Origin of the sequence: Salinispora sp. H7-4 (assembly GCF_013416675.1) — a bacterium.
GTDB classification, from domain to species: Bacteria; Actinomycetota; Actinomycetes; order Mycobacteriales; family Micromonosporaceae; genus Micromonospora; species Micromonospora vitiensis.
This window is the reverse complement of record NZ_JABZED010000007.1, coordinates 465,982-491,018: the sequence shown is the minus strand read 5'-3', so window position 1 is coordinate 491,018 and position 25,037 is coordinate 465,982. Positions and strand designations below refer to the sequence as shown.

The following is a 25,037-nucleotide window of genomic DNA, read 5'->3' as shown; positions in this document are numbered from 1 at the left end:
CGGAAGTCGTGCCGGGCCCGGGAAATGTCACCGTGGCGGGCCGTGCCGAGCCGCCATCGTTACCGCAGCGGCCACCGCCGGGAAGAGAGCGTGCGCCCACACCCGGTACCCGTCGGCAGACGGGTGGAATCCGTCGTGGCAGAGCGTGCCGGCGTCGGCCCGGAAGACCGGACCGGCCTCGGTGGCGAGATCCACCACCGTCCCACCGGCGGTGAGTACCGCGAGGGTCTGGGCCCGCGCCGTCCGCCGTCCGGACCAGCCGACCAGGTGCCGTAGCGGGGGCGCGATCGCGCGTACCGCCCCGAGGTCGGGGCAGGTCCCAACCACGACCTCCACCCGCGCCTCACGGAGCCGGTGCACCGTGGCCCCGAGGCAGGCCGCGGCGGTGGTCGACCGACGCAGGGAGGTGGCGTCGTTCGCACCAATCAGGATCACCGCCACATCGGGTCGTTCCCCGAGCAGTGCCCGAGCGACCTGGGTGGCCAGGTCGGTGGAGCGGGAGCCCGAGACGCCCACGCTGGAGAGGTGGACCAGCTGCCCGGCCGGCCCCTCAGCGAGCAGGTGGGCGAGCTGCCCACCGACGGTCTCCGCCAGCCGGCTCACGCCGACCCCGAGGGCGGACGAGTCCCCGAGCAGCACGAGCCGCAACGGGGGAGCGTCGGCCTGGCCGATCGTGGCCCGCAGGGCCAGCCCCAGCTCGGGTTGGGCATAACGCCGATGGTGGGCGGCGACGGCCTGTCCAGCCAGGAGAGCGGCGCCCCCCACCGCCGCGGCGGCGAAGCAGCCGGCCGTGGCCCGCCCGAGTCGGCGGGAGAAGCCCGGGCGGAAGTGGCCAGTCACGGTGCTACCGCCCCGCGCTCAACGTTCCGCTCCTGCATGCCATCCTCTCCATCGTGGGGCGGGTCCACGGCCGGGTCGGATTGGGTCACGGCACCGAAGAAGGCTCGTCGGCGCAGCTGCGCCCAGCGACCCGCCGGACCGCGGTCGTGGCCCCGAACCTGGGCGCCGCTGACCTCGGTCCCCGCGTGCCGCGCCGCCTCCTGGGCGGCCTCCGGCAGCGACCGTACGCCGCGGACCCGTGCTGGCGCAGCCCCCCGCTCCGGCCCTGCCCCGAGGGCGGAGAGGACGGTCGGCAGTAGCGCGGCGGCAGCCATCGCGTAGCCCTCCGCCGATGGGTGGAACCGGTCCCAGGCGAACAACCGGGCCGGCTCGGCCGTGAACCGGGGACCGAGCAGGTCGCCGAGGGAGACCGTCGCGCCACCGGCCTCGACCACGGCTACCGTCTGGGCGGCGGCGAGCTGGCGACTCCAGCGGCGGGCCAGCCAGCGCAGTGGCGGCTGGATGGGGCGAATCGCCCCCAGGTCCGGGCAGGTGCCGACGACCACCGCGCAGCCAGCGCCGCGAAGCGTGGTCACCGCCTCGATCAGGTAACGCACGGCCACGGCGGGCGGGGTGCGGTTGGTGACGTCGTTACCGCCGATCAGGATGACGGCGACATCGGGTCGCGCTTCGAGCGCCGCCTCGACCTGGTGACGCAGGACGGCGGAGAGCGCCCCCACCACGGCGAACCGGTGTAGCCGGACCGGTCGGTGTAGCCGGCGGGAAACCCCGGTGGCGAGCAGCGCCCCCGGTGTTTCGCGGCGGCGGTGCACGCCGTAGCCGGCAGCGCAGGAGTCGCCCAGTACGACCATGGTGACCGCTGGTCCGGGCAGCTTTGCCCCGTAGACTCCATCGCAGCGTGGTGGCGGCGCCTCGGCTGTGGGGATGCTTCGTCGTGCCTGCCGGGCCTGGCCGATCAGGACACCACCGGCGGTCGCCGCGGCGGCGGCCGTGGCGACCGCGCCGAGCACCACCAGCCGGGTGACGCGCCAGGCGACCTGCCAGCGTGGACCGGCCGGGACAACGGAATCAGCGACCCCCATGCACCGACATTACGCGAACCCGCCACCGGACACCGTCGCCCGAGACGGCTCCCCGCTGCCGGGCACAGGTCCGGCCCGACTTGTGTCGGGGCGGCACGCTGGTGTGGGGAAGGAGTGAGCAGATGGGGAAGACACTGCACCGGCGGGCGGCGTTCCTCGCGTTGGCCCGGGCACTCGTGGTCGGGGTACGAGGCGGGCCGGGGCTCGGGGCGCGCGTGGCGGCGCTGCCCCGGATGATCCTGGCGACCGTCCGGGGACGGTATGACGGGGGCCTCCGGCTGGCGCTGATGACCGCCGCCGCGGCCTACATCGTCTCGCCGGTCGACCTGCTGCCGGAGCTTGGGCTGGCGCTGCTCGGGCTGGCCGACGACGCGGTCATGGTCACCTGGCTCGCCGGCAGCGTACTCGCCGAGACCGAGCGGTTTCTGGAGTGGGAGGCGCGCCAGGCTTCGGTCGTCCCGGGCGAGGTGGCGGGCTGACGGGACGTAGGCTGAGCGCGCGACATCCGTATTCGTCTGCCCGGCCGCCCCACCCGGCGGCACCGGAGGAGAAGGGCACAACCAGGTGCAGTACTACGACAACGTCGTCGAGTTGATCGGCAACACCCCGCTGGTACGCCTGCGCAACGTGACTGAGGGCATCCAGGCCACCGTCCTGGTGAAGGTGGAATACCTGAACCCCGGCGGGTCGGTCAAGGATCGGATCGCCCTGCGCATGGTGGAGGACGCCGAGCAGGCGGGGATCCTCCGACCGGGCGGCACGATCGTCGAGCCGACCAGTGGCAACACCGGGGTCGGGCTGGCGCTGGTGGCCCAGCTGAAGGGCTACCGGTGCGTCTTCGTCTGCCCGGACAAGGTCAGCCAGGACAAGCAGGACGTGCTGCGCGCCTACGGCGCCGAGGTGGTCGTCTGTCCGACCGCGGTCGCGCCCGCGGATCCCCGCTCCTACTACAACGTCTCCGATCGCCTGGCCCAGGAGATCCCTGGCGCCTGGAAGCCCAACCAGTACGCCCACCCGGCGAACCCCCGCTCCCACTACGAGACCACCGGTCCGGAGCTGTGGGCGCAGACCGAGGGTCGGATCACCCACTTCGTCGCGGGGGTCGGCACCGGTGGCACGATCTCCGGTATCGGGCGCTACCTGAAGGAGGCGTCGGAGGGGCGGGTCAAGGTGATCGGCGCTGACCCCGAGGGGTCGGTCTACTCCGGCGGCACCGGGCGGCCGTACCTGGTCGAGGGGGTCGGTGAGGACTTCTGGCCGGAGACCTACGACCGGGAGATCGCCGACGGGATCGTTGAGGTCTCCGACAAGGCGTCGTTTGAGATGACCCGTCGGCTGGCCCGGACCGAGGGGCTGCTGGTCGGTGGCTCCTGCGGGATGGCGGTGGTCGCGGGGCTGGAGGTGGCCCGTGCGGCCGGTCCGGACGACGTGGTCGTGGTGCTGCTGCCGGACGGGGGGCGCGGCTACCTGTCCAAGATCTTCAACGACTCGTGGATGGCCCGGTACGGCTTCCTGGACAACTCTGGCAACGAGCCGACCATCGCCGAGACCCTCGCCGGCAAGCCGGGTGGGTTGCCGGAGCTGGTGCACGTGCACCCGACCGAGACGGTGCGGGACGCGATCGACTACCTGCGCGAGTACGGCGTCTCCCAGCTGCCGGTGCTGAAGGCTGAACCGCCGGTGGTAACCGGCGAGGTGGCCGGGTCGGTCGCGGAGCGGGACCTGCTCGACGCGCTCTTCACCGGCCAGGCGCAGCTGCACGACACCATCGAGCGGCACATGGCCGCGCCACTGCCGATGATCGGCGGTGGGCAGCCGGTCAGCGAGGCGGTGGCCCTGCTGGAGAAGTCCGATGCCGCTCTGGTGCTGATCGACGGCAAACCGAAGGGGGTTCTCACCCGGCAGGACCTGCTCGCCCACCTCGGTTCCCGCTGACGGACGCTGGCTCAACCGGCAGGGCCCTCGCCGACCTGGGCGTGGGCCGGGGCCCTGCCGGGCACCTTGCCCAACCGGAGCTACAACTCCCGCCGGTAGCGGAGCAGCACGGCGGGGGTCGAGCCGATCATTTCCTCCTGGGTGACGCCGGTTGGCCGCCACCCGTCCCGCTCGTAGAAGCGGCGGGCCGGTCCGTTCTGCCGTAACACCCAGAGGGCCGCGACCCGCCAGCCACGGGAGCGCATCTCGGCCAGGGCGTCGGCCTCCAGCCTCCGGCCCAGCCCGCGGCCCCGCTCCGCCGGCTCCAGGTAGACCGCGTGGAGCAGCCCGGTGGCGGGGTCACCCTGGTCGTCCGGGCCAAGGTAGCTGAAGCCGACCAAGTGGCCATCCCGTTCCGCCACGGTCAGCACGTGGTCGGCGCGCTCGTAACTCCAGCGTTCCCGCCAGTACTGTCCCAGCGCCGCCGGGGTCGGCTCGGCCAGCATCTCGGTGCTCAGGAAGGGCGCGTAGGCGGCGACTCGGGAACGTTGGTGCAGCGCCCCGACCGCGATCAGGTCGTCCACCGTCCCAGGGCGGAGCGTGAAAGTCACCGTGCCGAGGGTACCCGCCGGGGTGGTACCGGCACGGTCGTCAGGTCCTCGGCGACCACCAGATCACCCGTGAAGTGCTCCCGGGCCTCGGCGGCAAAGCGGTCCAGGTCCGGGTAGCGCTGGGAGAAGTGGGTGAGCACGAGGCGGCGTACCCCGCACTCGGTGGCGACCTGCGCCGCCTGCCCCGCGGTCAGGTGCCCAACCTCGGCGGCGAGCGCGGCCTCCGAGGCCAGGAAGGTGGCCTCGATGACCAGGAGGTCGGCGTTGTCGGCGAGGTCGTACACCGCGTCGCAGAGGCCGGTGTCCATCACGAACGCGAACCGCTGGCCCGGCCGCGGCGCGCTCATCTGTTCCCGGGTGACCCGCCGCCCCGCCACGTCGAGGTGGCCGATGCGGAGCAGCTCGCCGATGGCCGGGCCGGCGATGCCGTGGGCGGCCAGCCGCTCCGGCAGCATCCGGTGCCCGTCCGGCTCGACCAGCCGATATCCGTACGTCTCGACCGGGTGCCGGAGCCGGCGGGCCTCCAGCATGCCGCCGCGGATCGCGATCTGCTGCCCGTCGGTGGCGATCGGTACGACGGCCAGCTCGGCGGTCTCGTAGAAACTCGACGCGTGCCGCAGCCGGGCGAAGTACTCGGCACCGCCGGCCGGAAAGTGGACCGTGACCGGGTGCGACACCCGGTCCAGGGAGAGCCGCTGAATGGTGCCGGGGAGCCCGAGACAGTGGTCGCCGTGGAAGTGTGTGACACAGATCCGGGTCAGGTCGGTGGCGGTGACCGTGCTGTGCAGCAGCTGCCGCTGGCTGCCCTCCCCCGGATCGAAGAGGATCACCTCGTCGTCCCAGCGCAGGACGTACCCGTTGTGGTTTCGGGTGCGGGTCGGCGTCTGGCTGGCCGTCCCGAGTACCACCAGTTCCCGCGTCGACATGCCGCCCTCCTGTTGCCCTGGCCGCTGCTGGGGAATGAACGACCCCCGGGGCTTCCGCGCTGACGCGCGGGCCGGCTGGACTGGGCCGGCACCCCGGGGGTCGGGTGGCTGTCATGGATTCGCCGCACCGCTGCCACACGGTCTCGACGATCTTTCCCGCCCACCCGGTGGGGTGGACGACTGTCGAGGACAGCGGCTAGCGGGCAGCCACCTCACGAGTCCGATTGCTATACAAGTCTGGACCACCTCCTTTCCCGTGTAGCGTCACGCTATCCACAGCGCTGTGCCCGGGGCAACGGATTTCGATCACAAGCGGCCGGAAGGCGGATCGAGTTCGCGGTAGCCGCCGGGTGCGGGGCCGTCCGGGTGCGGGGCCGCCCGGTTGCGGGGCCGCCCGGTTGCGGGCCGCCGGGCGTTGGGCGTGCTCAGCGGAGGTCGTTGGGCGTGCTCAGCGGAGGTCGGGCAGGCCGATCGGACCCTCACGCGGTCCGTCCTCCTGCGCGGGCTGCACGGCCAGCGACGGGAACTTCGCGAGTTCACCCGCGGGCTCCGCATCCCACTCCGGGAAGACCAGTTCGCTCTGGAGGTAGAGACAGAGCAGCTGGGTCAGGTGGCGCAGCCCGTCCAGGTGGGTGCGCTCATGGCCGTGGGTGGCGTCCACCCCGAATCCGAGCAGCGCCACCCGGGCATGCGCACCGGCCTCGACCGCCGCCGCGACATCCGAACGGTAGTTGTCGAAGACGTCCCGGACCAGGTCGACGCCGTTCTCGCGGGCGATCGCCGCCAGGTTGCGGGTCAGGTGGTAGTCGAACGGGCCCACCCCGTCGCCCATCGCCAGGGTCGCCGCGTCCTCCCGGGACTGCTGGCCGGGGGCGACCACGGCCGCGTCCACCGAGACGATCTCGGCCACATCCGGATCCAGCCCGTGGGAGGCGCCGTGGCCGATCTCCTCGGTGACCGTGATCAACAGGTGCGCGCTGACCGCCGGGGTGACCCCGGCGTCAACCAACGCCTTGCAGGCGGTCAGCACCGCCGCCACGCCCGCCTTGTCGTCCAGGTGGCGGGACTTCACGTACCCGGCGGGGGTGACCTGCGGGTTCGGCAGGAGCGCCACGAAGTCGCCCACGTCGATCCCCAGCGCCCGGAGGCCGGCGGTGTCGTACACCGGCTCGTCCACCCGGACCTCGACCAACTCCCAGCCGATGCCCTGGGAGTCCACCGCGTCGTTGTAACGGTGCCCACTGGCCTTCAACGGCAGTACCTGACCGGTGACCACCCGATCCAGGTGGTCGGTGAAGACCCGTACGTGGGCGCCCTCGGCGAAACGTGCGCTGTGCGTCCCGATCGGCTGGAGCTCCAGCCGCCCGTTCTCCTTGAGCCGCTTTACCATCCCGCCGATGACATCGGTGTGTACCACGATCGCCCGGTCGGCCCCGGTCGTCCGGGGACCCGGCAGATAGGCGCTGAGCGCGCCGCGTCGGGTCAGCGTGGACGGGATCCCGAGCGCCGCCAGCCGCTCGCCCACGTACTGCTGTACGTGGTCGGTGCGGCCGGCCGGGCTCGGGATCTCCAGTAGCTCCACCAGGACGTGGCGTAGGTAGTCGAGGTCGAGTGGGAGGGGCATGGGCTGGCTCGGGGTCATACTCCAGAGCTTGCCGCACCCGCGGGGGACCAGAGGCGTTGCGGTGCACGGGTCCCGGGGAAGAGGAGATCGACGAAGCGTTCGGCGGTCGGCTGCGGCTCGTGGTTGGCCAGGCCGGGTCGCTCGTTCGCCTCGATGAAGACGTGCTCGGGGTTCTCCGCGGCGGGTACCAACAGGTCCAGCCCGGTCACCGGAATGTCCAGTGCCCTACTCGCGGTCACGCACGCCTCGGCGATCTCCGGGTGCAGCTCCGCGGTGACGTCGTGGATCGTGCCACCGGTGTGCAGGTTGGCGGTCCGGCGGACGATCAGCAGCTCGCCCTCCGGCAGGATGTCGGTCAGGGTGTAGCCGGCCTCGGCGACCACCTCGCGGGTCATCTCGTCCAGTGGAATGCGGGACTCGCCGCCGGTTGCGGCGGCCCGACGGCGGCTCTGTCGCGTGATCAGCTCAGCGATGTCGTGCACCCCGTCACCGATGATCGACGCTGGCCGGCGCACCGCGGCCGCCACCACCTCATGATCGATCATGACGACGCGTAGATCCTCACCGGCGCGCAACTCCTCGAGCAGCACCTCCGGGCAGTACCGGGTGGCCAGCTCGACGGCCGTCCGCAGGGCTTCGGCGGTGTGTACGCCGACGGTGATTCCCTTGCCCTGCTCGCCCCGGGCCGGCTTCACGACCAACCCACCGACCTCGGCCAGGAACGCGGCGTCGGCCCCGTCCCCGGTGGCCGTCCGGCCCCGCGGTACGGAGAGCCCGGCCTGGGCGAGGATCCGCCGGGTGACCCGCTTGTCGTCACAGCGGCTCATCGCTACCGCCGAGGTCAGCTCGGAGAGCGACTCGCGGGTGAGGATCGTCCGGCCCCCGCTGGTCAGCCGCAGCTCACCCCAGGTCGGGTCGGTTACCTCCACCCGGATTCCCCGGCGCATCGCCTCGTCCGCGACGATCTGCGCGTACGGGTTGAGCTCGTCGTACCCCTCCGGCATGGCGGGGAGGAAGAGCCGCTCGTTGATCGGGTTCTTCCGCTTCACACAGAGCGCGGTGACGCGGTAGAAACCGAGCCGTTCATAGAGCCGGATCGCGCCCTCGTTCTCGGCGAGCACCGACAGGTCCACGTACGCCCGTCCCCGGTTGACCAACCGGGCCGCCAGCTCGGTGATGAGCGCCTGGCCGGTGCCGGGCGGCGCGGCGTTGAAGTCCACGGTCAGGCACCAGAGGCTGGAACCGCCGTCCGGGTCGTCGAAGACGGCGACGTGGTCCACCCCGGTGATGGTGCCGACGATCTCGCCGGTCGCGTTCTCGGCGACCAGGTGCAGGAAACTGTCGGTGGCGGCGTTGGCGACGAGCACCTCCACCGGCGCGGTCACCATGCTGTTGGCCGCGTAGATCCGATTGACGTCCTCGGCGTCCTGCGCGTCCCGCAGCGGCCGGATCCGCAGGCCGGGGATTTCCGGGGCGGCGAGCCCCTCGCCGTGCAGCGGCAGCCGGAAGGTCAGCGACGGGTCGATGAACAGCTCGTCCGGCAGCCGGGAGACGAGTACGTGCGGATCGTCCAGGTAGATGCAGATGTCCCGGGCGCCGGCCGCCTCCGAGCGCAGTACGTCGGCGACGTCGGCCTGGTCGGCGTAGGTCTGGCCGAACACCAACCGGCCCCAGCCGCAGTCGAGCACCACGCCCGCGGCGGGCGCGTCGTCGACGTGCTCCGCCGCGGGTGCGACGGCCGGGCTGGCTGAGGTGGCCGCGGCGGCAACCGGGTCGCCGCCGGGGCCGACCCGCTCGAACCGACGGCTCCGGCCCCGTACCTGATCTGCCAGTGCTACCCCGGTCGCGAGGCTTCCCGACATGGTCAACCGATTCCGTGGTTCTGGAGCCACATTTCCAGGAGTCCGAGTTGCCACAGCTTGTTTCCGTTCAACGGGGTCAGTTCGGCGTTCGGGTCGTCGAGCAGCGCGTTGACGTAGTCGGTGCGGTACAGCCCTCGCCGGCGGGCCTCCGGCGCGGAGAGCGCGTCGCGGACCCGGTCGAGGAGCTTGCCCTCCAGGTGGGTGAGGCCCGGAACCGGGAAGTAGCCCTTCGGCCGGTCGATGACCTCGTGCGGCAGGACCCGCCGGCCGATCTCCTTGAGCACGCCCTTGCCGCCCTGGGCCAGCTTCAGCTCCGGCGGGCAGGCCGCCGCGAGCTCCACGAACTCGTGGTCGAGGAACGGGACCCGGGCCTCCAGCCCGTGTGCCATGGTCATGTTGTCGACCCGCTTCACCGGGTCGTCGGTCAGCATGATCTGCGTGTCGATCCGCAGGCCGGCGTCGACCGCGGTCTGCGCCCCGGCCTGGGCCAGGTGGGCGGCGACGAACTCGCGTGCCGGGTCCCCGTCGGCCAGCCAGGCCGAGTCGAGTACGCGCGCCAGCCCGGCCGCGTCCCGGTCGAAGAACGCCCGGGCGTACGTCTCGAGCGCCTCCTCCCGTGCGACCTGCGCCAGTGGCGGGTACCAGTGGTAGCCGCCCAGGATCTCGTCCGCGCCCTGACCGGACTGGACGACCTTGACGTGTCGGGCCACCTCCTGGCTGAGCAGGTAGAACGCGACGCAGTCATGGCTGACCATCGGCTCGCTCATCGCGGCGACCGCCGCCTCCAGCGGCGGCACCAGGTCCTGCGACGGGACGCGGATCTGGTGGTGGTCAGTGTCGAAGGTCTTCGCCACCAGGTCCGAGTAGCGGAATTCGTCGCCCTCCCGGCCCCCGACCGAGTCGAAGCCGATGGAGAAGGTGGAGAGGCCGCGCTGGCCCTCCCCGGCGAGTAGGGCCACCACCAGGCTCGAGTCCAGGCCGCCGGAGAGCAGCACGCCGACCGGTACGTCGGCGACCATCCGTCGCCGTACGGCGGTGGTCAGCGAGCCCAGCAGGGCGTCCTGCCAGTCCTGGGCCGACCAGCCGGCGCGTTCGGGGTTCCGGGTGAAGGACGGATTCCAGTAGACCCGCTCGTGGCTGCGGCCGTCCGGCTCGTAGACCCGGATGGTGGCCGGGGGGAGCTTGGCCACCCCGCGCAGGATGGTGCGCGGTGGCGGCACGATGCTGTGGAAGCTCAGGTAGTGCGCCAGCGCGACCGGGTCGATCTCGGTGTTGACGCCACCGCCGGCCAGCAGCGCCGGCAGGGTGCTGGCGAAGCGGACCACGTCCGGCGACTCGGCCAGGTAGAGCGGCTTGATGCCGAGCCGGTCCCGGGCCAGCACGAGTCGGCCGGTGTCCCGCTCGGTGATGGCCACGGCGAACATGCCGACGAGGTGGTCAACGAAGTCAAGGCCCCATTCGGCGTACGCCTTGACCACCACCTCGCTGTCTCCGGAGGAGAAGAAGTGGTGCCCCTTGGCCTGCAGTTCCGTCCGTAGTTCCCGGTAGTTGTAGATGCAGCCGTTGAAGACGCCGGTCAGGCCGGCGGCGGCGTCCACGACGGGTTGGCCGCTGGCGGCCGAGAGGTCGATGATCTTAAGGCGGCGGTGTCCCAGGGCGATCGCTCCCTGTGCCCACACCCCGCTGCCGTCCGGGCCTCGGTCACTCATCGTGGCCGCCATGCGCTCCACCGCGGCCACGTCGGCCCGGGAACCGTCACGGCGAAACTCTCCCGCAAGTCCGCACATGTCAGCCCATGCTGCCAGAGGATATTGCGATTAGCCTGTTGAGACTATGACGGTCGTGTAAAAGGGTTGCTAGAATTCCCGTCCTCCACTGCACAGAGTGACGGTTCATGGGGGTGAGGGTGGCAGTTCGTGTCACGCGTGGTCACTCTGCGAGGATCTGCCGCCGTCACCCGATGTGATGATCGACCCATTTATGGAATCCGATATCCTCGGGCGGGTCGTCGGCGCGAGTGACCCACCGTGCTCGCCGCGGCTGGCGACAGAGATGGCCCAAGTTGGGCAAATTTGGCTCCTCCGCCGGGACCCGTCGCGATCCGACTGATGGAGGCTGTTGATGGGCGATGCTCCGCATTCCGGGCAAATCTTGGACATCGGGGCGGGACATTCGCTCGCTGTCCACCACGTCCCCTCCCAGGTCGGTCTGCCGGTCCTGGCGGTCGAGGAGCTGCGGCACAACAAGGGAAACGCCGCGACCTACGGGATCTGGCGCGTGCGGGGGACGGCCGGTCAAGCCGTGTTGAAGATCTACCGGCCGGGTACGCCCGGGTACACCGGCTGCTGGCCAACCGCCGCCGAGCCGACGCACTGGAACTACTGGCGGCGGGAGTCACTGGCCTATGCGGAAGGCGTGCCCTCGACTGTCTACGCCGAGGCCGGCATCAGCGGGCCGGAGTTGCTGGAGACCAGCGTACGCGCCGACGGCCTGGTCGAACTCTGGCTGGACCACGTCTGGGGCACCGGTGGTTTCGAATGGTCGCCCAGCCGTATCGCCCGGTTCGCCTACGAACTCGGCGCCGGGCAGGCGCGGTGGACCGGGCGGGTGCCGGACCTACCCTGGCTCTCGCGCGGTTGGCTGCGGCAGTACCTCACCGATGGGCCGCCGCTGTCGGTGGACATCGAGGACGCCGACTGGGGCCACCCGGGCGTCGCGTTCTGGCCCGATCCAGTGCGGCAGAGCCTGCGTCGGCTGTGGGCCGAGCGCAACCGGACGCTCGCGGTCGCACAGGGCGTTGAGCGTACGTTGTGCCACCTCGATGTCTGGCCCGCCAACCTCATCGACGTGGACGGCAGATCGGTGCTGATCGACTGGGCGTTCACCGGAGAGGGCGCGGTCGGCGAGGACATCTCCAACCTCATCCTGGACAGCTTCACGGACGGCCTGATGGATCCGGACCTACTATCGGAGATCGCGGAGGGCTGTATCGACGGCTACCTCAAGGGCTTATGGGACGGTGGCTGGTCCGGCTCCGAGGACGCGGTTCGCGTCGCGGTCGGCGCGTGTGGCGCCGCGAAGTTCAGCTGGTTTGGTCCCGCCGTGCTCGGCCGGGTGGTCAGCAACGACGTCGGGTCGTCGAACTACAGCCAGGACGAGGCCGCCGAGCTGGTGGTCAAGCGGGTGGCGGGTATGGTCACGCTCATCGCCGACTGGGCACATATCGCCGGATCAAGCTAGAACCTGGTACTGCGGGTACCTGGTGGTCGCGGTCGCTGGTCCAGCTCCACGCTAGGCGGGCTGCTCCGGCTCCAGGAACTCCAGCCGGTTGCCCAGCGGGTCATGGGCGTAGAACCGACGGTGCCCGGGGAAGTTGTCGTCCCAGTCGACCTCGGTCCCATGCTCGCTGAGGTGCTTGGCCAAGGCGTCGATGTCATTCACCAGGATTCCCGGGTGGGCCTTGCGGGCGGGCCGGAAATCCAGCTCCACGCCGAGGTGGATCTCGAGCCCGCCGGAGCGGAACCAGCAACCACCGCGCGCGGCGAGGACGGGCGGCTTGGCTATCTCGGCCATGCCCAGCACACCGCCGTAGAATTCTCGCGCGGTCGGCTCCGACTCCGGCGGGATGGCCAACTGCGTGTGGTGCAGCCCGTTCAACCGGTAGCCCTGCTGCCGCTGGTCGCGCACCGACGTACCCCCCACCTGGTCGTGACAACGCGCCTAAACGTATCGGCCGGCCGCCGTTCGCGCTGCCCGGGAAGGGTCTACCTGGTCAGTCTCGGTGTGCCGGTTGATCGGAAGGGGCGCAGAAGCTGAGCCCGGTGGGGCCGTGGTTGCAGTAGCCGCCGGGATTCTTGGTCGGCGCGAGGTACTGCTGGTGATGCCCCTCAGCCAGATAATATTCGCCGAGGGGGCTGATCTCCGTGGTGATCTCGCCCTTGTCGGCGCGGGCCACGACCGGTGCGAACGCGTCGCGGGACGCCAGCGCGGTGGTCAGCTGCTCGTCGGTGGTCGTGTAGATCGCCGACCGGTACTGGGTGCCCATGTCGTTGCCCTGCCGCATGCCCTGGGTCGGGTCGTGGTTCTCCCAGAAGACCTTCAACAGGTCCTCGTATGTGATCTTCGTCGGGTCGTAGTTGACCTGGACGACCTCGGCGTGCCCGGTCCGGCCGGAGCAGACCTCGTCGTACGACGGGTTCGGCGTGTAGCCGCCCGCGTAGCCCGCCGAGGTGGTGAGCACGCCGGGCAGCGTCCAGAACAGCCGCTCGGCGCCCCAGAAACAACCCATCCCGAATACGGCGATCTCGGTTCCCTCGGGGAACGGACCCGTCAGCGGGGTGCCCAACACCTCGTGCGGGTCGGTGACCGGTGTCGCGACCGGGCGGCCGGGCAGGGCCTCCTCCGGGGTGATCAGCTGGGCCTTCGTACGGCGCAGGAACACGATGGGACTCCTCTCATACCCTTCCCCGGCTGCAACGCCGGCCGGCCCGGTTTCCTTACCCGCGCCAACGGCTTCCTTGCCCGCGATGGCGGCTCCCAACCCGCGCACGGCTTCCTTACCCGCGCCACGGCTTCCTTACCCGCGCCGAGGGCTGCCCTACCCCGCGATGGTGGCGCTCAGGCGGAACCGGGCAGCGCCGCGCGGATCCGGTCGGCGTGGTCGGCCGCCTCGGCGTCATCCCGGTAGCGGGCGCGGGGCCAGAAGAAGCCGCGCAGCCCGTCGCCCCTCGTCCGCGGCACCACATGGGTGTGCAGGTGCGGAACCGATTGCGACACCTTGTTGTTCATCGCCACGAACGTGCCGCCCGCACCCAGTCCGGCCTCCACCGCGACGGCGAGTCGGCGGACCAACCCGAAGTAGCCCGGCAGCGCCGGAGCCGGCAGGTCCGCCAGCGTGACCAGGTGGGGACGCGGCACCACGAGCAGGTGGCCCTTGAACACCGGCCGGGTGTCCAGGAAGGCCACCCCACCGGGCTCGTCCACAACCCGGAACGCCGGCACCTCGCCCGCCACGATCTCGCAGAACACGCATCCGCTCATCCCTCGGCAGGGTAGCCCAGACCGGGCCCGACTAACGTTCCGGTCATGAGTAACGGCTTCGAGACGCTCGCCATCCACGCCGGTCAGGCCCCGGAGGCCCGCACCGGTGCGGTGATCCCCCCGATTTACCAGACCAGCACGTACGCGCAGGACGCCGTCGGCGCGCCGCGCCAGGGCTACGAGTACAGCCGCTCCGGCAACCCGACCCGGGACGCCCTGCAGGAGTGCCTGGCCGCGTTGGAAGGCGGCGCCGTCGGTCTCGCCTTCGCCAGTGGCCTCGCCGCCGAGGACACGCTGCTGCGGGCGGTCTGCGCCCCCGGTGACCACGTGGTCATCCCGGACGACGCCTACGGCGGCACCTACCGGCTCTTCGCCCGGGTCACCGAGCGCTGGGGCCTGTCCTACACCCCGGCCCGGGTCTCCGACCCCGACGCGGTACGGGCCGCGATCCGGCCGGGCCAGACGAAGATCGTCTGGGTGGAGACCCCCACCAACCCGTTGCTCGGCATCGCCGACATCGCCGCCCTCGCGGCGATCGCCCACGAGGCGGGGGCGTTGCTCGTGGTGGACAACACCTTCGCCTCCCCGTACCTGCAGCAGCCGATCACGTTCGGCGCCGACGTCGTGGTGCACTCGACCACCAAGTACATCGGTGGACACTCCGACGTGGTCGGTGGGGCGCTGGTCGTTGCCGACCCCGAGCTCGGTGCCGAGCTGGGCTATCACCAGAACGCGATGGGTGCGATCAACGGGCCGTTCGACGCCTGGCTCACGCTGCGCGGGATCAAGACCCTCGGCGTACGCATGGATCGGCACTGCGACAACGCCGAGCGGATCGCCACCTTCTTGGACGGGCACCCGTCGGTCGCCTCGGTCAGCTACCCAGGCCTGCCCACCCACCCCGGGTACGAGGTGGCCGTGAAGCAGATGCGGCGCTTCGGCGGGATGGTCTCCTTCCGCGCGGTCGGCGGCGAGGAGCGGGCCGTAGAGATCTGTAACCGGGCAAAGCTGTTCGTGCTCGCCGAATCTCTCGGCGGGGTGGAGTCCCTGATCGAGCATCCGGGTCGGATGACCCACGCCGGTGCGGCCGGCTCGCCGCTTGAAGTTCCCGGCGATCTCGTGCGACTGTCTGTCGGCATTGAGACGATAGACGACCTGCTGGCTGATCTGGAGCAGGCGCTGGGCTGATCGCAGGGGCTGGGGGAGGGTGGCCGTGCAGGACATCGCACCGACCTGGGTGGGGGCGACTGCCAAGCAGATCGCCCGCGGCGTGCGCCGCGGTGACATCTCCGCCACCCAGGTCGTCGCCGACCATCTCGACCACCTCGCCCGGGTCGACCCCGACCTGGCCGCGTTCCGGCGGGTACGCGCCGGTGCGGCGGTCACCGAGGCGGAGAAGGTCGACGAGCTGGAGGACCTGGCTGACCTTCCGCTGGCCGGGGTGCCGGTGGCGGTCAAGGAGAACACCGCCGTCGCCGGACTGCCCACCTGGAACGGTTCGGTCGCCGCGCAGACCCCGGTGGCGGAGGCCGACCACGAGGTGGTCCGGCGGCTGCGCGGTGCGGGCGCGGTGATTCTCGGCGTCACCCGGATGCCGGAGCTGGGCCTGTGGGGGGTGACCGACGACTCGACCGCGGTGACCCGAAACCCGTGGGACCGTGGCCGTACCCCCGGCGGCTCGTCCGGGGGATCGGCCGCGGCGGTGGCCGCGGGGCTGGTGCCGATCGCCCACGGCAACGACGGGCTCGGGTCGATCCGGATTCCGGCGGCCTGCTGCGGTCTGGTCGGCCTCAAGCCCGGGCGCGGGGTGGTGCCCTGCCAACTCGGCGCGGACGACTGGTTCGGCCTCACCGAGCACGGGATGCTGACCACCACCGTCGCCGACGCGGCGGTCGGCTTTCAGACGCTCGCCGGCCGGCGGCAGGAGAAGCTTGTCCCGCCGGCCCGGCTCCGGGTCGGCGTGTCCCTGCGCGCCCCGGTGCGGGGCATCTCGCCGGACGCGTCGAACCGGGACGCGGTCGCCGCCGCCGGCCGGCTGCTCGCCGCCGCCGGGCACGACACCGTGCCCGCCGACCCGAGCTACTCGACGGCGCTCGGCCTGCAGGGCCTCGCCACCTGGTTCGCCGCGGCTGCCGCGGATGTCCAGGCCGCCGGCCTGGACCGGCGGAGTCTGCAGAAGCGCAACCGCCGGCACGTCCGGCTCGGGGAGTGGGTGCAGCGCCGGGGGTACGTCCGCCCGGCCGACCGGGCGGACTGGCGGGAACGCTCGATCGGGCTCTTCACCGACCACTCGATCGACCTGCTGCTCACCCCGGCCCTGGCCAGCATCCCCCCGGCGGCGATCAGCTGGTCGGCTCGCTCCTGGCCGGCGAACGTGCTGGCCAACCTTCGGTACGCCCCGTACACCGCGCCGTGGAACGTCGCCGGACTGCCCGCGCTGGTGGTGCCGGTGGGGCGTCGCCCGGACGGGCTGCCGGTGGCGGTCCAGCTGGTCGGTCCGCCCGGGTCCGAGCTCCTGCTGCTCGGTGTGGCCGGTCAGTTCGAGATGCAGGCCCCCTGGGCCCGCCACGCCACTGGCTATCCACGGGGCGGGACGCCCTCGCCGGCTGCCGGTTGAGGCGTCCCGGCACTGGAGGACGACAGCGGGAAGTGAGGGCGGTGGCCAGGCCCGGCGCTGGTCGGGGCGGGTGGCACGATCAGGGCATGACGAAATTGGTCGGCCTGGACGACGTACGGGCCGCGCGGGAGCTACTCGCCGGTGTCGTTCGTACCACCCCGTTGGAACCGTCCCGTCCCCTCAGCGCGGCGCTCGGCGGGCCGGTGTGGCTCAAGTGCGAGCACCTCCAGCGAGCTGGTTCGTACAAGGTGCGGGGGGCCATCGTGCGGATCTCCCGGCTGTCGGCGGCGGAGCGCGCCAACGGTGTGGTCGCGGCCAGTGCCGGCAACCACGCCCAGGGTGTGGCGCTCGCTGCCGGCCTGGTCGGCACGGACGCCACCGTGTTCATGCCGGTGAACGCACCGTTGCCGAAGGTGGAGGCCACCAAGGGGTACGGCGCGCAGGTCGAACTCGCCGGCAACACGGTTGACGAGACGTTGGTGGCCGCGCAGACCTACGCCGAGCGCACCGGGGCAACGCTGATCCACCCGTTCGACCACCGCGATGTGATCGCCGGGCAGGGCACGGTGGCGCTGGAGATCCTCGAACAGTGCCCGGAGGTCCGCACGATCGTCACCGGGGTGGGGGGCGGCGGGCTGGTCTCCGGCATCGGGGTCGCGGTTAGGGCGCTGCGTCCAGACGTGCGGGTCGTCGGGGTACAGGCGGCCAGCGCCGCCGCCTTCCCGCCCTCGCTGGCCGCCGGTGAGCCGGTACGGCTGCCGTCGTTCGGCACCATCGCGGACGGAATCGCCGTGGGCCGCCCCGGTGAGCTGACCTTCCAGCACGTCCGCGCGTTGGTCGACGAGGTCGTGACCGTGCGCGAGGAGGACATCTCCCGGGCGTTGCTGATGTTGTTGGAGCGGGGCAAGCAGGTGGTCGAGCCGGCCGGTGCGGTGGGGGCGGCGGCGCTGCTGGCCGGCGTGGTTGACGTCGAGGCGCCGGTGGTGACGGTGCTCTCCGGTGGCAACATCGATCCGCTTCTGATGCTGCGGGTGATCGAGCACGGGCTCGCGGCGGCCGGGCGCTATCTGCGGGTCACCGTCCGCTGCTCGGATCGACCGGGCCAGCTCGCCCTGTTGCTCAATGAGATCGCCGAGCAGCGGGCGAACGTCGTGGACGTCGAGCACCAGCGGGCCAACCCGCACCTGCGACTCGGCGAGGTCGAGGTGGCGCTGTCGGTGGAGACCCGCGGCACCGAACATTCGGACACGCTGATCAGCGTGCTGCGGGCGAGTGGCTACCAGGTGGTCTTCGCCGGCGAGGCGTGAGGCCGCCCAGCCCGAGCTCCGCCGGAGCCCGAAATCCCGACGTGCCGGTGGCCCCGGGCCACCGGCACGTCGAAACGGGTGGTTCAGCCGCTGCCCTCAGCTGCCGAAGGGTTCGAAGGCAACCACGGTCACCTTGATATCCGCGCCGCTGGGTGCGGTGTAGGTGCAGGTCTGGCCCGGGCGGCAGCCCAGGATCGCCTGCCCGATGGCGGACTCGGGGCTGTAGACCGTCAGCTCGGTGGTCGACGAGATCTCGCGGGAACCGAGCAGGAAACGCTCGGTGTCATCCTTGTCATCATCGAAGTAGATCGTTACTACCATGCCCGGCGCGACCGTGTCGGCAGTCGGTGCCTCGCCCACCTGAGCGGTGCGGAGCAGCTCCTTCAGGTAGACGATCCGTCCCTCGGCCTTGCCCTGTTCCTCGCGGGCGGCGTGGTAGCCGCCGTTCTCCCGCAGGTCACCCTCCTCACGCCGGGCGTTGATCTCGGCGGCGATGACCGGCCGATTGGCGATCAACGCGTCGAGCTCCGCCTGGAGGCGGTCGTGCGCCTCCTGGGACAGCCAGGTGGCGGGCGCCTCGTTGCCAGTGGACACAGGCGATCTCCTCAGTCGTGCTGGCGGCAGGTGAAATTCCAAGTTACCAGTGCCCGCCGACGTCGTCGGCCCGACGATCAACGTCCAACCCCTCGCACGCCGCCCCGCCGTGGCCGTCAGCGCAGGTCAGGCCGGGCGACGACAGCGAAGTACCTCGCCGATGAAAGGGCGTCCCTCGGTCACCAGGCGGTGCTGAGCGCGTACCTCCCGCTCGTCGGGCCGGGCGGTCACCGTGACCTGCTCCCGGGCCACCTGGGCGCCGTCCCGGTCCCGGGCCCGCAACACGCAGACCGCCGACCCGCCCGGGGGTACGGTGACCCGGAAGTCGATCAGCACCTGGGAGTCGGTGATCTCGGTATAGGTGATCACGGTCGCGTCGTACTCCAGCCCGCCGTACTGCTGGTAGAGCCGGACCACGATCGTGCCGAGGGCCGCCACCAGGGCGAGCCCCACCAGCGCGGTCAGCACCGGGCGGCGCCGACGGCGTTCCCGCCGCCGCCCGTACCGGCCGGGTGGGAACACCGGCGCGCCGGCTGAATGTGTGGCGTGCGTCTCGCTCACCCGCGGGCCTCTCCTGGCATCGTTGTCGGGGCCATCAGCAAGAATGGTTTGGTAAGAGTGGCAGGTTCATTCTCCCAGCCGTCCGGCACGTCACGCATCATGGACAGGTCCGGCACCGTGGGAGCTCCAGCAGCGCCGTAAGCATCGCAGGTCAGCGCCGGTGGAGTGCCCAGGGGTGCGGGTGTTCGCGGTGTGCGGCACGACGGCGGGGAAGGTTCCGTAGCCGAGCGGCCTGGGCGGGACCGCCGGGGCAGAGATGAGGAGCGCCTACCTTGGCAGAGCGACTGCGACTCATGGCCGTCCACGCACACCCGGACGACGAGTCGAGTAAGGGTGCCGCGACCACCGCGAAGTACGTGGCCGAGGGGGTGGACGTCCTGGTCGTGACGTGCACCGGCGGCGAGCGGGGAAGCGTGCTCAATCCCAAGATGGACCGGCCCGACGTCTGGGCCAACATCGCTGACATCCGCCGTGCCGAGATGGACGCCGCACGGGCCATTCTCGGTATCGAGCAGGCCTGGCTCGGCTTCGTGGACTCGGGGCTGCCGGAGGGGGACCCGCTGCCACCGTTGCCGGAGGGCTGCTTCGCCCTGCAGGACGTGGCCGAGGCCGCCGGCCCGCTGGTGCGCCTGATGCGGGAGTTCCGTCCGCACGTCGTCACCACCTACGACGAGGAGGGCGGTTACCCCCACCCCGACCACATCATGACCCACAAGATCAGCGTTGCGGCCTTCGACGCCGCCGGTGACGCCGAGCGTTACCCCGAGCTCGGCGAGCCCTGGCAGCCGCTCAAGCTCTACTACGACATCGTTTTCTCCAAGGGCAAGATCCTGGTGCTGCACGAGGCGCTGCTCGCCGCCGGCTTCGAGTCGCCGTACGAGGAGTGGCTCACACGTTGGGAGGGCCGGACAGACAAGGGCCCCAGAATCACCACCCGGGTCGGGTGCGCCGAGTACTTCCCGGTCCGCGACGACGCGTTGCGCGCCCACGCCACCCAGATCGACCCGGACGGATTCTGGTTCCAGGTGCCGATGGAGGTGCAACAGCGCGCCTGGCCCACGGAGGACTTCCAACTCGTCCGGTCCCTGGTCGACAGCCCCCTGCCCGAGTCGGACCTGTTCGCTGGCATCGCCGAGCCCGGCGCACCCCGATGAGGGGGTCCATCGGCCCCGCCCCGGGGGCGGGCTAGGCTGGTCACCACTCGCGCAACGGAGGACGCCATGCTTACCGCCGCTGAGGTGCTCGCCCAAAACAACTTCGGGAACACCCGCACGGGCGGGCTGGCCGGCCCGATGGGCCTGTTCCTGATCCTCGTGCTGGCGACCGCCACCGTTCTGCTGATCCGCAACATGAACGCCCGACTGCGCCGACTGCCCGACCAGTTTCCGTCCGCCTCCGACTCCGTTGCGGCTGGCTCCGTTGCGTCCGGCGCTGGTCCGGCTGCGGCAGCCAGTGCGGCGACCGGTGGCGCCCCGGCGCCGGATTCATCGATGAAATCCGGCACCGGGCCCCAGCAGCCCTGAACGGGCCCTGGCCGCATGATTCACGACTATCGGCACCCCAGCCCCCTGTTGCGGTAACCGGTATTGGCCTAGCCTTCCCGCCGGGGACGGAAAGTTTCGTCGGCCTGGGCAGGAGGGGGCGCCGATGACCAGCGCAGCTGAGGCTGCCCGTCGTACTGTCGGAGAGCTCGGGGCCGGAGCGGGGTGGTGAACACCGCGCTGCCCGGCCAGTCGCGGGCAGGTCCCTCCGGCCGGTCACAGCGGGCCCGTGCGCTCACGGCGGCGGTGCTGGTGACGGCCTTGGTGGCAGCCGTGGCAGCGGTCACCGCGCCGAGCGGTCTGCCCAGCGACGACCCGCTCGGCGGCCCCGCACGCTTCGGGTTCGCGGTCACGGTGTTCGCATTCGCGCAGCTCGCCCAACTCCAGTTCCGGGCTGCGGCGGGAGCGGTCAGCCTCACCTGGGGCGAGGCCGCGCTCGTCATCTGCCTCCACCAGGTGCCCGCCGGCTGGATTCCGGCGGCCACCCTGCTCGGCGCCGGTCTGGCCTGGTCGGGGATGTCGTTACTCGGTACCCGTCGGCGGCCGGTGGAGATCGCCCGGATCGCATCGTCGCTGACCGTGGCGACGGCGTTGGCCGGGTTCGTCACCACCCTGCTGGGGCGGCCGCTGCTGGCGACACCGACCCCACCGCTTGCGTTCGCGATGCTCGCGGGTGCGGTCACCTACCTGCTCGTCTGTGTCGGGCTGGATGCGGTCACCCTCCACCTGCACCACGGCGTCCCAACGGGTGCCCTGCTGGGGGAGGCGCTGCGCGGCAAACTGCTGATGTTCGTCGGGAACGTGGTGGTGGGCCTGGTCGTGGTGGCCCTCATCGAGGTCGACCCACGTTGGTTGTTGATCCTCCCGCTGCCGCTCTGGCTGCTCCAGCAGACCTACCGCCACCAGCTCCGTGTCGACCGGGATCGACGTGCCTGGCGGGCCTTCGCCGAGGCGACCGCCGCGCTCGATCACCGCGACGAGCGGGGGAACGCGACGGCGGCGGCGAGTGACGCGCTGACCGGCCTGGCCAACCGGACGGCCATGCTCAGCAAGGGAGACCAGGTGCTGCAGCGGCTGGCCCGGGACCGGCCGGTGGCGTTGCTGCTGCTGGACATCAACCGGTTCAAGGAGGTCAACGACACGCTCGGGCACGCCGCCGGTGACCAGCTACTCCGGCTGACCGCCGACCGGCTGGGCGGGCTGGCCCGCGGCGGGGACCTGCTGGGCCGGCTCGGCGGCGACGAGTTCGCCCTCCTGTTGACCTCGGTGCCGGTGCCCGGCGACAGCGCCGCCCCGATGGCGTACACGCTGCGCCAGGCCCGGGAGATCACCGAACGGCTCGCCGCCCCCACCGAGGTGGCGGGGGTCCGAATGTCCGTGGAGGCCGCCGTCGGGGTGGTGGTCGCCGGCGCCGGCACCGCCGACATGGCGGAGCTGCTGCGCCGGGCGGACATCGCGATGTACCAGGCGAAGGAGGGCAGCGGCTGCGTCGCCGCGTACGACTCCGCGCGGGACGCCACCAGCACCGACCGGCTCGCGCTCCTGGCCGAGCTGCGCGAGGCGTTGGCCGCCGACGACCAGCTGGTGCTGGTCCTGCAACCGGCGGTGGACCTGGCCACCGGGGCGCCGACCGGGGTGGAGGCACTGATCCGCTGGCGGCACCCCCGACGCGGCTGGCTCAACCCGCACGAGTTCATCCGTCCGGTGGAGAACAGCGAGCAGCTGGGCACCTTCACCCGGTACGTGCTGGACAAGGCGCTCGGCGTGGCGGCGCAGTGGGCCCGGGACGGGCTGGACCTGCCGATCTCGGTGAATCTCTCCGCCCGTAGCCTGCTCGACCCGCGGCTGCCGACCGAGATCGCGGATGCGCTGCGCCGCCACCGGGTGCCGGCGCGGCGGCTCGTCCTGGAGATCACCGAGACGGTGGTGATGAGCAAGCTGGAGGTGATCGACGAGGTGCTCGGCGCGCTGCGCACGATGGGCGTGCAGTTGGCCGTGGACGACTTCGGCACCGGGTTCTCGTCGTTGACCTTCCTCACCCGGGTCGCCGTGGACGAGTTGAAGGTGGACCGTTCCTTCGTGCTCCGGATGGCCGACTCGCCGGAGGCGGCGGCGATCGTGCGCACCACGGTGGGGCTTGGCCAGCAGTTGGGGCTACGGGTGGTTGCCGAGGGGGTGGAGACCGCCGAGCAGCGCAGCGCGCTGGCCGAACTCGGCTGCACGGCCGCCCAGGGCTACCACTTCTTCAAGCCCATGCCGGCCGACAAGATCGGTGCGGTTCTCGGTGCTCTGGCCAACGGGGCGCGCTCCCGGTTGTTCCCCTCCGGGCCGACGGCGCCTCCTGACCGTCCGCGCCGATAGGGTCGTCCCGTGAACCGACTCGCCGACGCCACCAGCCCGTACCTGCTCCAGCACAAGGACAACCCGGTCGACTGGTGGCCGTGGTGTGCGGAGGCGTTCGCCGAGGCCCGCCGGCGAGACGTCCCGATCATGATTTCGGTCGGCTATGCCGCCTGTCACTGGTGTCACGTCATGGCGCACGAGTCCTTCGCGGACGAGCAGGTGGCCGCGCTGCTGAACGAGGGCTTCGTGGCGATCAAAGTAGACCGCGAGGAGCGTCCGGACGTCGACGCCGTCTACATGACCGCGACCCAGGCCATGACCGGGCAGGGTGGCTGGCCCATGACGGTCTTCGCCGCCCCGGACGGAACCCCGTTCTTCTGCGGCACCTACTTCCCGAAGCCCAACTTTCTCCGGCTGCTCCAGTCGGTCACCACCGCCTGGCGGGACCAGCGCAGCGCCGTGCTCCAGCAGGGTGCCGCGGTCGTCGAGGCGATTGGCGGTGCCCAGGCGGTCGGGGGCCCGGCCGCCCCGCTCACCGCCGACCTGCTCGACGCCGCCGCCGACCGGCTCGGTGCGGAGTACGACGAGACGAACGGTGGGTTCGGCGGGGCGCCGAAGTTCCCGCCGCACCTGAGCCTGCTCTTCCTGCTGCGGCAGTACCAGCGCACCGGCGACCAACGGACCCTGGAGCTCGTCCGACACACCGCGGAGGCGATGGCCAGGGGCGGCCTGTACGACCAACTCGCCGGGGGTTTCGCCCGCTACTGCGTGGACGGGCAGTGGTTGGTGCCGCACTTCGAGAAGATGCTCTATGACAACGCCCTGCTGCTGCGGGTCTACACCCACCTGTGGCGGCTGACCGGTGACCCGATGGCCCGCCGCATCGCCCGGGACACGGCCCGTTTCCTCGCCGACGAGCTGCACCGCCCGGGTGAGGGGTTCGCCTCCGCGCTGGACGCCGATGCCGCCGGGGTGGAGGGGCTGACCTACGTCTGGACCCCCGCCCAGCTCGTCGCGGCCCTCGGCGAGGCGGACGGCCGGTGGGCCGCCGACCTGTTCGGGGTCACCGAGCAGGGCTCGTTCACCCCCCACGCTGCCGCGCCGGCCGGGTCAGCCGGAACCGGGGCGGAAGCCGCCGAGCAGTCGGCCAGCGTGCTCCGGCTGGCCCGGGACGTTGACGACGCGGCGCCGGAGGTGCAGTCCCGCTGGCAGGAGATCGCGCACCGGTTGCTGATGGTCCGCGACACCCGCCCGCAGCCGGCCCGCGACGACAAGGTGGTAGCCGCCTGGAATGGACTCGCGATCACCGCGATCGCCGAGTTCCAGCAGGTCGTAGCCAGCTTTGCGGAGGACGCTCCGGGGCCGGACGCCAACCTGATGGAGGGCGTGACCATCGTCGCCGACGGGGCCATGCGGGACGCGGCCGAGCACCTGGCACAAGTGCACCTGGTGGCCGGGCGGCTGCGCCGCACCTCACGGGACGGCCGGGTCGGGGAGGCCGCCGGCGTCCTGGAGGACTACGGCTGCGTGGCCGAGGCGTTCTGCGCGATGCACCAGCTGACCGGCGAGGGACGGTGGCTGACCCTGGCGGGGCAGCTCCTCGACGTGGCGCTGGAGCGGTTCGCCGCACCGCAGGGCAGCTTCTACGACACCGCTGATGACGCGGAGCGTCTGGTCAGCCGGCCCGCGGACCCCACCGACAACGCCACCCCGTCCGGCCGGTCGGCGATCGTCGCCGCCCTGGTCACGTACGCGGCGTTGACCGGCGAGACCCGCTATCGGGAGGCGGCGGAGGCGGCGCTGGCCACCGTGGCGCCGATCGTCGCCGCGCACGCCCGCTTCACCGGGTACGCGGCCGCCGCCGGTGCGGCGCTGCTCGCCGGCCCGTACGAGATCGCGGTGGTGACCCCCGATCCGGTCGGTGAGCCGTTGGTGCATGCGGCGCACCGGTACGCCCCACCGGGTGCGGTGGTGGTGGCGGGGCGGCCGGACCAGCCCGGGGTGCCGCTGCTCGCCGGTCGGCAGCTGGTTGACGGGCAGGCCACCGCGTACATCTGTCGGGGCTTTGTCTGTGACCGGCCGGTAACCAGGGTGGACGAGCTGGTGGCGCAGCTGACGGGCCGGTAGGCGGCCGGTCGGCCCGGATCACCGGCCGGTGGCGACTGGGCGGGCCGG

General features: G+C 71.6%; 21 protein-coding genes and 1 pseudogene. 10 read left to right on the top strand and 12 right to left on the bottom strand.

What is annotated here, in order from left to right; genetic code table 11:
- Positions 1 to 27: 27 nt before the first annotated feature.
- Entirely contained in the window at positions 28 to 840 is an 813-nt protein-coding gene (locus H0524_RS10105) for an SGNH/GDSL hydrolase family protein (RefSeq protein WP_180198387.1), read from the bottom strand.
- Positions 837 to 1,922 carry an SGNH/GDSL hydrolase family protein gene (locus H0524_RS10100; protein WP_180198386.1) on the bottom strand — a complete coding sequence of 362 codons (1,086 nt, stop codon included), beginning with the start codon at positions 1,920 to 1,922 and terminating at the stop codon, positions 837 to 839. The genes H0524_RS10105 and H0524_RS10100 overlap by 4 nt, the downstream gene beginning before the upstream one ends.
- A gap of 122 nt (positions 1,923 to 2,044) precedes the next feature.
- On the opposite strand from H0524_RS10100, the gene H0524_RS10095 reads away from it, so the two are divergent.
- Together H0524_RS10095 and H0524_RS10090 are read left to right on the top strand one after the other, a co-directional pair.
- Entirely contained in the window at positions 2,045 to 2,401 is a 357-nt protein-coding gene (locus H0524_RS10095) for a DUF1232 domain-containing protein (RefSeq protein WP_180198385.1), read from the top strand.
- An 85-nt stretch (positions 2,402 to 2,486) separates the two neighbouring features.
- A complete protein-coding gene (locus H0524_RS10090) occupies positions 2,487 to 3,857 on the top strand; it encodes a cystathionine beta-synthase (protein ID WP_018727131.1) in 1,371 nt (456 codons plus the stop codon).
- An 80-nt stretch (positions 3,858 to 3,937) separates the two neighbouring features.
- Here the strand turns inward: H0524_RS10090 and H0524_RS10085 are convergent, their stop codons facing one another.
- The 5 genes from H0524_RS10085 to H0524_RS10065 all read right to left on the bottom strand — a co-directional run bounded on the left by H0524_RS10085 (position 3,938) and on the right by H0524_RS10065 (position 10,646).
- A complete protein-coding gene (locus H0524_RS10085; protein ID WP_180198384.1) occupies positions 3,938 to 4,447 on the bottom strand; it encodes a GNAT family N-acetyltransferase in 510 nt (169 codons plus the stop codon).
- Positions 4,444 to 5,373, bottom strand: a complete 930-nt coding sequence (locus H0524_RS10080) for a ribonuclease Z (protein WP_180198383.1) — start codon at positions 5,371 to 5,373, stop codon at positions 4,444 to 4,446. Before H0524_RS10080 ends, H0524_RS10085 begins: the two co-directional genes overlap by 4 nt.
- Before the next feature lie 448 nt (positions 5,374 to 5,821).
- Positions 5,822 to 7,015, bottom strand: a complete 1,194-nt coding sequence (locus H0524_RS10075; RefSeq protein ID WP_180198382.1) for an osmoprotectant NAGGN system M42 family peptidase — start codon at positions 7,013 to 7,015, stop codon at positions 5,822 to 5,824.
- Entirely contained in the window at positions 7,012 to 8,859 is a 1,848-nt protein-coding gene (gene ngg, locus H0524_RS10070) for an N-acetylglutaminylglutamine synthetase (protein ID WP_180198381.1), read from the bottom strand. Before ngg ends, H0524_RS10075 begins: the two co-directional genes overlap by 4 nt.
- 2 nt (positions 8,860 to 8,861) lie before the next feature.
- Positions 8,862 to 10,646 carry an N-acetylglutaminylglutamine amidotransferase gene (locus H0524_RS10065; RefSeq protein ID WP_180198380.1) on the bottom strand — a complete coding sequence of 595 codons (1,785 nt, stop codon included), beginning with the start codon at positions 10,644 to 10,646 and terminating at the stop codon, positions 8,862 to 8,864.
- A 334-nt stretch (positions 10,647 to 10,980) separates the two neighbouring features.
- Between H0524_RS10065 and H0524_RS10060 the strand changes: the two genes are divergently transcribed.
- Complete coding sequence (locus H0524_RS10060; protein WP_255435856.1) at positions 10,981 to 12,099, top strand: phosphotransferase; 1,119 nt, start codon at positions 10,981 to 10,983, stop codon at positions 12,097 to 12,099.
- 51 nt (positions 12,100 to 12,150) lie between these two features.
- Here the strand turns inward: H0524_RS10060 and H0524_RS10055 are convergent, their stop codons facing one another.
- The 3 genes from H0524_RS10055 to H0524_RS10045 form a co-directional block, all read right to left on the bottom strand.
- Positions 12,151 to 12,546 (bottom strand): VOC family protein, encoded by a 396-nt coding sequence (locus H0524_RS10055; protein WP_180198379.1) that lies wholly within the window; start codon positions 12,544 to 12,546, stop codon positions 12,151 to 12,153.
- Between the two features lie 85 nt (positions 12,547 to 12,631).
- The gene (gene msrA, locus H0524_RS10050) at positions 12,632 to 13,300 is read right to left on the bottom strand and encodes a peptide-methionine (S)-S-oxide reductase MsrA (protein ID WP_180198378.1); all 669 of its coding nucleotides are present in this window, start codon (positions 13,298 to 13,300) and stop codon (positions 12,632 to 12,634) included.
- 176 nt (positions 13,301 to 13,476) lie between these two features.
- Positions 13,477 to 13,887 (bottom strand): HIT family protein, encoded by a 411-nt coding sequence (locus H0524_RS10045; protein ID WP_180198472.1) that lies wholly within the window; start codon positions 13,885 to 13,887, stop codon positions 13,477 to 13,479.
- 57 nt (positions 13,888 to 13,944) lie between these two features.
- On the opposite strand from H0524_RS10045, the gene H0524_RS10040 reads away from it, so the two are divergent.
- The 3 genes from H0524_RS10040 to ilvA all read left to right on the top strand — a co-directional run bounded on the left by H0524_RS10040 (position 13,945) and on the right by ilvA (position 17,823).
- A complete protein-coding gene (locus tag H0524_RS10040; protein WP_180198377.1) occupies positions 13,945 to 15,087 on the top strand; it encodes a cystathionine gamma-synthase in 1,143 nt (380 codons plus the stop codon).
- Positions 15,088 to 15,106: 19 nt separating this feature from the next.
- On the top strand, positions 15,107 to 16,516 hold the full coding sequence (locus H0524_RS10035; protein WP_180198376.1) for an amidase: 1,410 nt from the start codon (positions 15,107 to 15,109) through the stop codon (positions 16,514 to 16,516).
- 86 nt (positions 16,517 to 16,602) lie between these two features.
- Positions 16,603 to 17,823 (top strand): threonine ammonia-lyase, encoded by a 1,221-nt coding sequence (gene ilvA, locus H0524_RS10030; RefSeq protein WP_018727143.1) that lies wholly within the window; start codon positions 16,603 to 16,605, stop codon positions 17,821 to 17,823.
- A gap of 96 nt (positions 17,824 to 17,919) precedes the next feature.
- Here the strand turns inward: ilvA and greA are convergent, their stop codons facing one another.
- Both greA and H0524_RS10020 read right to left on the bottom strand, forming a co-directional pair.
- A complete protein-coding gene (gene greA, locus H0524_RS10025) occupies positions 17,920 to 18,417 on the bottom strand; it encodes a transcription elongation factor GreA (RefSeq protein ID WP_018727144.1) in 498 nt (165 codons plus the stop codon).
- 126 nt (positions 18,418 to 18,543) lie between these two features.
- Positions 18,544 to 18,978 (bottom strand): DUF4307 domain-containing protein, encoded by a 435-nt coding sequence (locus H0524_RS10020; RefSeq protein ID WP_018218640.1) that lies wholly within the window; start codon positions 18,976 to 18,978, stop codon positions 18,544 to 18,546.
- Between the two features lie 293 nt (positions 18,979 to 19,271).
- On the opposite strand from H0524_RS10020, the gene mca reads away from it, so the two are divergent.
- The 4 genes and pseudogenes from mca to H0524_RS10000 all read left to right on the top strand — a co-directional run bounded on the left by mca (position 19,272) and on the right by H0524_RS10000 (position 24,989).
- Entirely contained in the window at positions 19,272 to 20,132 is an 861-nt protein-coding gene (gene mca, locus H0524_RS10015; RefSeq protein WP_180198471.1) for a mycothiol conjugate amidase Mca, read from the top strand.
- A gap of 66 nt (positions 20,133 to 20,198) precedes the next feature.
- Positions 20,199 to 20,501, top strand: coding sequence for a hypothetical protein (locus H0524_RS10010; RefSeq protein WP_180198375.1), 303 nt, complete (start codon positions 20,199 to 20,201; stop codon positions 20,499 to 20,501).
- 183 nt (positions 20,502 to 20,684) lie between these two features.
- Positions 20,685 to 22,864 (top strand): annotated as a pseudogene (locus tag H0524_RS10005) (putative bifunctional diguanylate cyclase/phosphodiesterase).
- A 25-nt stretch (positions 22,865 to 22,889) separates the two neighbouring features.
- Positions 22,890 to 24,989 carry a thioredoxin domain-containing protein gene (locus tag H0524_RS10000; protein ID WP_180198374.1) on the top strand — a complete coding sequence of 700 codons (2,100 nt, stop codon included), beginning with the start codon at positions 22,890 to 22,892 and terminating at the stop codon, positions 24,987 to 24,989.
- Positions 24,990 to 25,037: the final 48 nt, after the last annotated feature.

Excerpts from the sequence above, each read along its gene's own strand:
- H0524_RS10060 (WP_255435856.1), top strand. The coding sequence starts at position 10,981 with ATGGGCGATGCTCCGCATTCCGGGCAAATCTTGGACATCGGGGCGGGA.
- ilvA (WP_018727143.1), top strand. The coding sequence starts at position 16,603 with ATGACGAAATTGGTCGGCCTGGACGACGTACGGGCCGCGCGGGAGCTA.
- H0524_RS10040 (WP_180198377.1), top strand. The coding sequence starts at position 13,945 with ATGAGTAACGGCTTCGAGACGCTCGCCATCCACGCCGGTCAGGCCCCG.
- H0524_RS10100 (WP_180198386.1), bottom strand. The coding sequence starts at position 1,922 with ATGGGGGTCGCTGATTCCGTTGTCCCGGCCGGTCCACGCTGGCAGGTC.
- mca (WP_180198471.1), top strand. The coding sequence starts at position 19,272 with ATGGCCGTCCACGCACACCCGGACGACGAGTCGAGTAAGGGTGCCGCG.
- H0524_RS10065 (WP_180198380.1), bottom strand. The coding sequence starts at position 10,646 with ATGTGCGGACTTGCGGGAGAGTTTCGCCGTGACGGTTCCCGGGCCGAC.
- H0524_RS10080 (WP_180198383.1), bottom strand. The coding sequence starts at position 5,373 with ATGTCGACGCGGGAACTGGTGGTACTCGGGACGGCCAGCCAGACGCCG.
- H0524_RS10075 (WP_180198382.1), bottom strand. The coding sequence starts at position 7,015 with ATGACCCCGAGCCAGCCCATGCCCCTCCCACTCGACCTCGACTACCTA.
- ngg (WP_180198381.1), bottom strand. The coding sequence starts at position 8,859 with ATGTCGGGAAGCCTCGCGACCGGGGTAGCACTGGCAGATCAGGTACGG.
- H0524_RS10010 (WP_180198375.1), top strand. The coding sequence starts at position 20,199 with ATGCTTACCGCCGCTGAGGTGCTCGCCCAAAACAACTTCGGGAACACC.
- H0524_RS10095 (WP_180198385.1), top strand. The coding sequence starts at position 2,045 with ATGGGGAAGACACTGCACCGGCGGGCGGCGTTCCTCGCGTTGGCCCGG.